This is a genomic window from Variovorax sp. GW821-FHT09B01 (assembly GCF_059418345.1).
The window spans coordinates 139,855-149,794 of the sequence record NZ_JBWKPQ010000022.1; the positions used below are offsets into that span (position 1 = coordinate 139,855).

The window sequence follows — 9,940 nt, forward strand, 5'->3', positions numbered from 1 at the left end:
TGCGGGCGGCTGACGCCGGGAATTCAGGCGCGGCGCGGTGCCGCGGCGCCACCGTTGCCGCAGGCCCGGCACAGCATCAGCGCCAGCCGCTGCAGCGCCTGCCAGCCGCTGGCCGGCCAGTCGGGCTGCTTGAGGCCCTTGACGATGCCGTCGACCAAATGCGCCGCGCGCAGCAGCCGCGCCAGCATGCGGTCGTCGAGTCGCGGCAGCACGCGCTCGAAGGCGCGCTCGCGCGGGCCCCAGATGCGGTTCTCGCGCAGCGCCATCGGCAGCGGCCGGCCCGCGGCCATGGCGTCCTTCACGCGCTTGAGCGCGCGGATGTCCTCGGCCAGCGTGTAGTGCACCAGCACCTCGGCCTCGCCCTCGGCCTGCAGGCCGTCGAGCATGCGCGCCACGCGCTGCGGGTTGCCGCCGAGCACGGCCTCCGACAGCTTGAAGACGTCGTAGCGCGCGACGTTGTTGACCGCGCCCTCGACCTCTTCCCAGCCGAGTTCGCCGCCCGGATGCAGCAGCGCGAGCTTCTGGATCTCCTGGTGCGCCGCGAGCAGGTTGCCCTCGACGCGGTCGGCGAAGAACTGCAGCGTGCGCTGGCCCTCGTCGCCGGGCTTCACGCGCTGGCCCTGCAGCGCGAGGCGCTGCGCGATCCATTGCGGCAGCGCGGCGCGCTCGATCGGGTCGACCTGGATGCTGGCGCCGTTGTTCTCGAGCGCCGAGAACCAGGCGCCGGTGCGCGTGGCCTTGTCCAGCCGCGGCAGCATCACCAGCGTGAGCGTGCTGTCGTTCGCGGCCGCGCCCTCGGCGATCTGCTGCAGCGCGGCGCTGCCGTCCTTGCCGGGCTTGCCCGAGGGGATGCGGATCTCGACCATCTGCTTGTCGGCGAACAGCGAGAGCGAGCCGCCGGCCGCGAGCACCGCGCTCCAGTCGAAGTGCGCGCCGGCCACGGTGTACGAGCTGCGCTCGGTGTAGCCCTGCGCGCGCGCCGCCGCGCGGATGGCGTCGGCCGCCTCCTGCGCGAGCAGCGGCTCGTCGCCGTGGATCGTATAGAGCGGCTTCAGCCCCTTCTGCAGGTGGGCCGAAAGCTGGGCGCTGGCAAGCTGCATCGCGTCAGCGGCCGGTCACAGCGTCTTCACCGCCCCGAGGCGGCGCACCAGCTGCTGCGCGATGTCGATCTGCATGTCGCGGAACAACAGGTCGGCCTCGCCTTCCTTGGCCAGCGCATTGGTCTCGTTGAAGGTCAGGTCGCGCGTCTGCATGAGTTCGGTGGCCGCCAGCAGGTCCTTGCCGCCCTGCGCGTGCAGCCGGAAGCGCACCTTGAGCACGAGCTGGATCTCGCGCAGCAGGCCGGCCGAGTTGGTCGACACCACCAGCCGCTCGCGGTCCTCGCCGAGGATGTCGAGCACCGCCTCGGCACTCTTGTCGTCGCCCGGCAGCAAGGTCACCGTGCCCGCCGCGCGCAGGTTGCGGCGGACCTGATTGATCAGCGCCGAGTTGCCCGAGACCGCGATCGACTTGAAGGCGAAGACCGGCGGCTTGCGCAGCTCGAAGCCGCAACCGGCCAGGCCCAGCGAGGCGCCGCCGGCCGCCAGGCCCAGGAGGAAGCCGCGGCGCGGCAGCGAGACAGTGCGGATGTTCATGCTTGGCTTGTTCAAATGACCACGTTGACCAGGCGGCCCGGCACCACGATCACGCGCTTGGCGCTCGCGCCCGGCGCGAAGGTGGTGAAGTCCTCGCAGGCCAGCGCGAGCTTCTCGATCTCGTCCTTGGAGGCGCCGGCCGGCACCAGCAGCTTGCCGCGCAGCTTGCCGTTGACCTGCAGCATCAGCTCGATCTCGTCCTGCGCCAGCGCCTCGACGTCGACCGTGGGCCACGGCGCGTCGAGCAGGGCGCCGAGCGCCCGGTCGTAGCCGAGCTCGGTCCACAGCTGTTGGGCGATGTGCGGCGTGGCGGGATAGAGGCAGCGCAGCAGGATGCCGAAGCCTTCGTGCAGCGCGGCCGCGTCGCCCGCGCTGCCGTCGGACTTGAAGCCCTCGAGCGCGTTGAGCAGCTTCATCGCGCCCGACACCACGGTGTTGTATTGCATGCGCTGGTAGTCGTAGTCGACCTGGCGCAGCACGGTGTGCACCTCGCGGCGCAGCGCCTGGGCCGGCTTGCCGTAGGCCGGCTTGCCACCCGCGGCGGCCGCGAGCCCCGACTGCGCCGCGCCGAAATTCCACACGCGGCGCAGGAAGCGGTAGCTGCCCTCGACGGCCGCGTCGTTCCACTCGAGCGTGGCTTCGGGCGGTGCCGTGAACATGGTGTACAGGCGCGCGGTGTCGGCGCCGTACTTCTCGATCAGGTCCTGCGGGTCGACGCCGTTGCGCTCGCTCTTGCCCATCTTGCCGACGCCGCCGTACTCGACCTTGGTGCCGTCGGCCGCGGTGCCGCCGACGATGCGGCCCTGCGCGTCGAGCTCCGGCGTGACTTCCGAGGGCGGGAAGTAATCCTTGCCGCCCTTCTCGTTGCGCGCGTAGAAGATCTGGTTGAGCACCATGCCCTGGGTCAGCAGCTTGCTGAAGGGCTCGTCGGCCTTCACCAGGCCGAGGTCGCGCATCACCTTGGTCCAGAAGCGCGCGTACAGCAGGTGAAGAATGGCGTGCTCGATGCCGCCGATGTACTGGTCCATCGGCATCCAGTAGTCGGCGCCCTCGGCCACCATCGCCTGGTCGTTCTTCGGATCGCAGTAGCGCATGAAGTACCACGACGAGTCGACGAAGGTGTCCATCGTGTCGGTCTCGCGCCGCGCGGCCTTGCCGCACACCGGGCACACCACGCCGGCATGGAAGCCTTCGTGCTTGTTCAGCGGATTGCCGGAACCGTCGGGCACGCAGTCGGTGGGCAGCACCACCGGCAGGTCCTTCTCGGGCACCGGCACCGCGCCGTGCTCCTCGCAATGGATGATCGGGATCGGCGTGCCCCAGTAGCGCTGGCGGCTCACGCCCCAGTCGCGCAGGCGCCAAGTGGTCTGCAGCTCGCCCAGGCCCTTCTGGCCCAGCGCATGCGCCACGGCCGCCACGGCCTCCTTGTACGACATGCCGCTGAAGTTGTCGGAGTTGATGGTCACGCCGCGCTGCTTGTCGCCGTACCAGTCCTGCCACTTGTGATAGTCGAAGTGCGGCTCGTCGTCGACCAGCACCACCTGGATGATCTCGATGCCGTACTTGTTGGCGAAGGCGAAGTCGCGCTCGTCGTGCGCGGGCACGCCCATCACGGCGCCGTCGCCGTAGCCGATCAGCACGTAGTTGCCGACCCACACCGGCACCTGCTCCTCGGTGATCGGATGCGTCACGGTCAGGCCCGTGGGCACGCCCTTCTTCTCCTGCGTGGCGAGCTCGGCCTCGGTGGTGCCGCCGCTCTTGCATTCCTCGATGAAGGCCGCGACCTTCGGGTCGAGCGTGGCGGCATGCGCGGCCAGCGGATGCTCGGGCGCGACGGCGCAGAAGGTGACGCCCATGATGGTGTCGGCGCGCGTGGTGAACACGTACATGCGGCCGTCCTGGATCGGCTGGCCGTCGGCGCCCTGGATGTCATGGGTGAAGGCGAAGCGCACGCCCTCGCTCTTGCCGATCCAGTTCTCCTGCATCAGCTTGACGCGCTCGGGCCAGCCCGGCAGCTTGTGCTGGGTGTGCTCGAGCAGTTCCTCGGCGTAGTCGCTGATCTTCAGGTAGTAGCCCGGGATCTCGCGGCGCTCGACCGTGGCGCCGGTGCGCCAGCCCTTGCCGTCGATCACCTGCTCGTTGGCCAGCACGGTCTGGTCGACCGGGTCCCAGTTCACGACCTGGGTCTTGCGGTAGGCGATGCCCTTCTCGAGCATCTTGAGGAACAGCCACTGGTTCCACTTGTAGTAGCTCGGATCGCAGGTGGCGATCTCGCGGCTCCAGTCGATCGCCAGGCCCATGGCCTGGAGCTGGCCCTTCATGTAGGCGATGTTCTCGTAGGTCCACTTGGCCGGCGGCACGCCGTTCTTGAGCGCCGCGTTCTCGGCCGGCAGGCCGAAGGCGTCCCAGCCCATGGGCATCAGCACGTTGTAGCCGCTCATGCGCAGGTAGCGCGTGAGCATGTCGTTGATCGTGTAGTTGCGCACGTGGCCCATGTGCAGCTTGCCGCTGGGGTACGGCAGCATCGAGCAGGCGTAGTACTTCTTGCGGCTCGCGTCCTCGGTCACGCGGTAGGCATCGGCGGCGCTCCATTGCGCCTGGGCAGCGGACTCGACGTCGCTGGGTTTGTAGCTGGGGTTCATGACGGGGCTTCGGCAGGAGCCCGGCGCGGGGCGGCCGGGAAGGCGGATTATCGCGCCCCGGCCGCCGGGCTCCCGCCGGGCCGGGCCATTCAGCCGGCTTTGGGTGCCGGCCGCCGGTCGGGCGGTGGCGCGGGCGTCCATTCGTCGCCGTACAGCTCGGGCTCGGCATAGGCCTCGATGTTGGCGAAATGCCGCTCGAAGTCCTCGCGGTAGAACAGCCCCGCGATGCCCGCGGCCAGCCGCTTGGCGCCGTCGCTGATGGCCGGGATGTCGCCCGAGACCGTGCCGTGCGAGAGCGCGGCCGGATAGCAGAAGCAATGGATGCGCGCGAGCCCCGGGCACGCGTCCGCCACCCGTTCCTTGAACTCGAACACCGGGCCCAGGTCGGGCGAATCGGCCAGCTCCTGGTCCTCTTCGCCGGGCGCGGGCAGGTAGCGTTCCTTCCAGGTCCGCACATGGGGCGCGATGGCGGCGAACTCGGGGCGCGCGGCCCAGTCGACCTTGAAGCCGGTCGAGACGATCAGGAAGTCGAACTCGAAGGTCGCGCGCGGCGTCGCCACGCGGATCGCGCCGTCGCCGGCCAGCGCCACCGACTCGACCGGGCAGCCGAAGTTGAAGAAGGCGTTGGCGAAGCGCGACACGCGCAGGGTGCTGCCGTGCGGCGGCGGCACGTTGAGCCGGTTGATGTAGTGGCGCACGCGCCACTTGTTCTCGTCGGGCAGGTCGTAGTGCCCCTGGGTCAGGCCCGGCACGCCGGCGCCCTTGCCCTTGTTGATGCGCGGCAGGTCGAGACGGCGGATCAGCAGCTCGACGCTGCGCGCGCCGGCCTCCAGCGCGGTGGCGGCGCTGTCCATGGCCGAGGAGCCCGCGCCGATCACGCCCACGCGCAGCCCGGCGAGCCGGCCGTAGTCCATGGCGTCGGACGAATGCGCCCAGCGCTCGCGCGGCAGGCCGGCCACGAAATCCGGCACCGCCGGGCCGCCGAGGCCGTCGCGCCCGGTGGCCAGCACCACGCGGCGCGCGAATACGCGCTGCGCGCCGGCCGGCGGGCGCAGGTCCAGCTGCACCAGCGCCCCGTCGGCCACGGGCACGATCGCCATGACCGGGCAGTCGTTGCGCACCTCGAGCGCCATCACGCGCCGGTACCAGCGCAGGTAGTCCATCCATTGCAGCCGCGGGATCTTGTCGAGCGCGGCCCAGGCGGCGCTCCCGTGCTGGGCCTCGAACCAGGCACGGAAGCTCAGCGCCGCGAGCCCCAGCGCCGGGCCGGTGAGTTCCTTCGGCGAGCGCAGCGTCTCCATGCGCGCGGTGGTGGCCCAGGGTCCTTCGAACCCTTCGGGCGCGCGGTCGAACACCACGGCGTGGATGCCCTGGTGGGCCAGCGCGGCCGCCGCGGCCAGCCCGGCCTGCCCGCCGCCGACGATGGCCACGTCGAGCACCGCCTCGCCCTCGTGTTCGCAGGGCGGCATCCAGGCGCGGGCGCGCCAGCCCAGGATGTCGAGGTCGCGCGCGAGCCGGCGCTCGAGCGCGGGCAGGCCTTCGGCATCGGAAGCGTGGGGCGGGGAACCCGCGGCGGCGTGGGGAGTCGTCTCTGTCATGGAGGGCGTGCAGTGTAGAGAGTCGCGGGGCGCGCACGAGCGTACCGCTGGCCCGGATTTCGCATGCCACAATGATTTCAGACCAAGGGACAGCATGGGCAGCAGCAGCAACGGCAGCAAGAGCGATGACTGGTGGCGCGGCGCGGTGATCTACCAGATCTATCCGCGCAGTTTCATGGACAGCAACGGCGATGGCATCGGCGACCTGCCCGGCATCACGGCGCGGCTGCCGCACGTGGCCTCGCTCGGGGTCGACGCGATCTGGGTCTCGCCCTTCTTCCGTTCGCCGATGAAGGACTTCGGTTATGACGTGGCCGACTACCGCGCGGTCGACCCGATGTTCGGCACCCTGGCCGACTTCGACGCCATGCTCGCGCGGGCGCACGAACTGGGCCTGAAGCTCATCATCGACCAGGTGCTCTCGCACACCTCCGACCAGCATGCCTGGTTCGCCGAGAGCCGCGCGAGCCGCGACAACCCCAAGGCCGACTGGTACGTGTGGGCCGACCCCAAGCCCGACGGCACGCCGCCCAACAACTGGCTCTCGGTCTTCGGCGGGCCGGCCTGGCAATGGGATTCGCGCCGCCGCCAGTACTACCTGCACAGCTTCCTGGCCGAGCAGCCCGATCTCAACTTCCATTGCCCCGCGGTGCAGGACGCGCTGCTCGGCGAGGTCGGCTTCTGGTGCGAACGCGGCGTCGACGGCTTCCGCTTCGACGCCTGCAATCACCAGTTCCACGATGCCCTGCTACGCAGCAACCCGCCGGCCTCGGCGCAGTCGGTGGGCGAGGTCAGCACGGTGCGCGCCGACAACCCCTATGCGATGCAGCAGCATCTGTACGACAAGAGCCAGGGCGAGAACCTGCTGTTCCTCGAGCGGCTGCGTGCCCTGCTCGACCGCCACGGCGCGGTCGCGCTCGGCGAGGTCGGCGACGAGAACGCGCCGCCCGTGATGGCGCAGTACACCGCGCGCGACCGGCGCCTGCACCTGGCCTACAGGTTCAGCCTGCTGACCGCCGACCACACGGCGAAGCACCTGCGCCAGCAGGTCGAGGCGCTCGACCGCGCGCTCGCGGCCACCGGCGGCTGGGGCTGCTGGGCGGTGTCGAACCACGACGTGCCGCGCGTGGCCACGCGCTGGAGCGACGGCGCGGTGCCCGACGTTCGACGCAACCGCTTGTGGCTCGCGCTGCTGCTGTCGCTGCGCGGCAGCGCCGGCATCTACCAGGGCGAGGAACTGGGCCTGCCCGAGGCCGAGGTGCCGTTCGAGCTGCTGCAGGACCCCTACGGCCGCGCCTTCTGGCCCGAGTTCAAGGGCCGCGACGGCTGCCGCACGCCGATGCCCTGGCGCGGCGACGATGCGCAGGGCGGCTTCACCACCGGCACGCCGTGGCTGCCGATGTCGCCCGCGCACCTGCCGCTGGCGGTCGACCGCCAGCAGGCCGATCCCGACTCGATGCTGGCCTTCAGCCGCGCGATGCTGCATTGGCGCCGCGCGCAGCCATTGCTGCACACGGCCGCCATCGCCTTCTTCGACGCGCCCGAGCCGGTGCTGTGGTTCGAGCGGCGCGAGGGCGCGCGTTCACTGCAGGTCGTGTTCAACCTCGGCCCGGCACCGGTGTCGATCGTGCTGCGCGACGAGCTGCGGCCGCTGGTCGATGCACCGCTGGCCTCGAGCGCGACGCTCGGCGGCCCCGAAGGGCGCACGCTCGCGCTGGCGCCTTTCGGCGCCTTCTTCGGCGAGCCCGCCGCCCATCCCACCACCGATTGATTGGTCGCTCACGCCATGGCCCCGACGCAGTTGCCCGAAGCCGAAGTCCATGCGCTGATGCGCGCCGAGCACGGCAACCCCTTCGGCGTGCTCGGCCCGCACGAGACCTCGCGCGGCCTGGTGGTGCGTGCGCTGCTGCCCGGCGCGCAGGGCGTGACGGTGCTGCATGCGCGCACCGGCTGGCCGCTGGCCACGCTCGAGCGGCACGAGGGCTCCGACATCTTCGCGGGCCTGGTGCCCGCGGCCGAGGCGCGCATGGGCTATGCGTTCCAGGTCGACTGGGGCTCACACGTCTCGCGCATCGACGACCCCTACCGCTTTCCCTTCGTGCTCGGCGACACCGACATCTGGCTGCTGGCCGAGGGCACGCACCTGCGCCCCTGGGAGCGCCTGGGCGCGCACCTGCGCGAGATGGACGGTGTCAAGGGCGTGGCCTTCGCGGTCTGGGCGCCGAATGCGCGGCGCGTGTCGGTGGTCGGCGACTTCAACAACTGGGACGGCCGGCGCCACATGATGCGGCTGCGCCGCGAATGCGGCGTGTGGGAGGTCTTCGCGCCGCACGTGGCGGTGGGCGATGCCTACGAGTTCGAGATCCTGTCGGCGCAGGGCGAGCTGCTGCGCAAGGCCGATCCCTTCGCCTTCTCGTCGCGGCTGCGGCCCGACACCGCCTGCGTGGTGCGCCCGCTGCCGCCGGTCGCGACCATGCCCGCGGGCCGCGCCAGGGCCAACGGGCGCGACGCGCCGATCAGCATCTACGAGGTGCACCTGGGCTCGTGGCGGCGCAAGAACGGCCACGAATGGCTGGACTACATCGAGCTCGCCGACACCCTGGTGCCCTACGTGCGTGACCTGGGCTTCACGCACATCGAGCTGCTGCCCATCACCGAGCATCCGTTCGACGGCTCCTGGGGCTACCAGCCGATCGGCCTCTATGCGCCGACCTCGCGCTTCGGCACCCCGAGCGACTTCCGCTTCTTCGTGGCCGCGGCCCATGCGGCCGGGCTCGGCGTGATCCTCGACTGGGTGCCCGCGCACTTCCCGACCGACGCGCACGGCCTGGGCCGCTTCGACGGCACGGCGCTGTACGAGTACGCCGATCCGCGCGAGGGCTTCCACAACGACTGGAACACGCTGATCTTCAACTGGTCGCGCACGGAGGTGCGCAACTACCTCGTGGGCAACGCGCTGTACTGGCTCGAGCGCTACGGCATCGACGGCCTGCGCGTGGATGCCGTGGCCTCGATGCTCTACCGCGACTACAGCCGCGGGCCCGGCGAGTGGGTGCCGAACGCGCAGGGCGGGCGCGAGAACCTCGAGGCGATCGAGTTCCTGCGCCGCATGAACCGCGTGGTGGGCACCGAGCGCCCCGGCGCGGTGACGATCGCCGAGGAGTCGACCAGCTTCCCCGGCGTGACGCGCCCGCCCGAGGACGGCGGGCTGGGCTTCCACTACAAGTGGAACATGGGCTGGATGAACGACACCCTGGCCTACGCGGGCAAGGACCCGCTGTACCGGCCGCATCACCACCGCGAGATCACCTTCGGGCTGATGTACGCGCACAGCGAGAACTTCGTGCTGCCGTTCTCGCACGACGAGGTGGTGCACGGCAAGGGCTCGATGATCGCGCGCATGCCGGGCGACGAGTGGCAGAAGTTCGCGGGGCTGCGCAACCTGTACGGCTATCTCTGGGCCTATCCGGGGAAGAAGCTGCTGTTCATGGGCTGCGAGTTCGCGCAGGTGGCGGAGTGGAATGCGGATCGCAGCCTGGACTGGCATCTGCTCGAGCACGCATCGCATCAAGGGGTGCGGCGGCTGGTGCGGGATCTCAACAACGTGTATCGGCACTATCCGGCGTTGCACGAGCTCGACCATGAAGGGGCGGGGTTCGAGTGGCTGGTGCATGACGATACGGCGCAGTCGGTGTTTGCGTTCGTTCGGCGGGGGCGGGATGGGGGGTTTGTATTGGCTGTCTGCAACTTCACGCCTGTGGTTCGGCATGGGTATCGGTTGGGGGTGCCTTGTTCGGGGTCCTATCGGGAGATCATCAATACCGATGGGGTTGTTTATGGGGGGAGTGGGGTGGGGAATGGGGTGGTTGCCAGTGAGGCTTTGGCTTGGCATGGGAAAGTCGACTCGGTGGTGGTTGACTTGCCTCCCCTGGCTACGTTGATGTGGGTGTTGGTTTGAATTTGAGTTGTTTGCCTTGCGAAGGACAGTTGGCCGGGTCTCGCCCCGGCGGGCGACTTACTTTCTTTGTCTCGCCAAAGAAAGTAAGCAAAGAAAGGCGACCCCGCT

At 70.1% G+C, this 9,940-nt stretch carries 6 protein-coding genes; 2 read left to right on the forward strand and 4 right to left on the reverse strand.

What is annotated here, in order from left to right; translation table 11 throughout:
- Positions 1-23: 23 nt before the first annotated feature.
- The 4 genes from holA to AC07RV_RS37000 all read right to left on the reverse strand — a co-directional run bounded on the left by holA (position 24) and on the right by AC07RV_RS37000 (position 5,874).
- A complete protein-coding gene (gene holA, locus AC07RV_RS36985; protein WP_208513423.1) occupies positions 24-1,100 on the reverse strand; it encodes a DNA polymerase III subunit delta in 1,077 nt (358 codons plus the stop codon).
- Between the two features lie 15 nt (positions 1,101-1,115).
- A complete protein-coding gene (locus AC07RV_RS36990; RefSeq protein ID WP_296781745.1) occupies positions 1,116-1,634 on the reverse strand; it encodes an LPS-assembly lipoprotein LptE in 519 nt (172 codons plus the stop codon).
- An 11-nt stretch (positions 1,635-1,645) separates the two neighbouring features.
- Complete coding sequence (gene leuS / locus AC07RV_RS36995) at positions 1,646-4,276, reverse strand: leucine--tRNA ligase (RefSeq protein ID WP_296781746.1); 2,631 nt, start codon at positions 4,274-4,276, stop codon at positions 1,646-1,648.
- An 89-nt stretch (positions 4,277-4,365) separates the two neighbouring features.
- Entirely contained in the window at positions 4,366-5,874 is a 1,509-nt protein-coding gene (locus AC07RV_RS37000; protein WP_296781747.1) for a flavin-containing monooxygenase, read from the reverse strand.
- 94 nt (positions 5,875-5,968) lie between these two features.
- Between AC07RV_RS37000 and AC07RV_RS37005 the strand changes: the two genes are divergently transcribed.
- Together AC07RV_RS37005 and glgB are read left to right on the forward strand one after the other, a co-directional pair.
- Positions 5,969-7,645 (forward strand): alpha-amylase family glycosyl hydrolase, encoded by a 1,677-nt coding sequence (locus tag AC07RV_RS37005; RefSeq protein ID WP_296781748.1) that lies wholly within the window; start codon positions 5,969-5,971, stop codon positions 7,643-7,645.
- 15 nt (positions 7,646-7,660) lie between these two features.
- Positions 7,661-9,832, forward strand: a complete 2,172-nt coding sequence (glgB, locus tag AC07RV_RS37010) for a 1,4-alpha-glucan branching protein GlgB (protein ID WP_296781749.1) — start codon at positions 7,661-7,663, stop codon at positions 9,830-9,832.
- Positions 9,833-9,940: the final 108 nt, after the last annotated feature.

Excerpts from the sequence above, each read along its gene's own strand:
- AC07RV_RS37005 (WP_296781748.1), top strand. The coding sequence starts at position 5,969 with ATGGGCAGCAGCAGCAACGGCAGCAAGAGCGATGACTGGTGGCGCGGC.
- glgB (WP_296781749.1), top strand. The coding sequence starts at position 7,661 with ATGGCCCCGACGCAGTTGCCCGAAGCCGAAGTCCATGCGCTGATGCGC.
- AC07RV_RS37000 (WP_296781747.1), bottom strand. The coding sequence starts at position 5,874 with ATGACAGAGACGACTCCCCACGCCGCCGCGGGTTCCCCGCCCCACGCT.
- holA (WP_208513423.1), bottom strand. The coding sequence starts at position 1,100 with ATGCAGCTTGCCAGCGCCCAGCTTTCGGCCCACCTGCAGAAGGGGCTG.
- AC07RV_RS36990 (WP_296781745.1), bottom strand. The coding sequence starts at position 1,634 with ATGAACATCCGCACTGTCTCGCTGCCGCGCCGCGGCTTCCTCCTGGGC.
- leuS (WP_296781746.1), bottom strand. The coding sequence starts at position 4,276 with ATGAACCCCAGCTACAAACCCAGCGACGTCGAGTCCGCTGCCCAGGCG.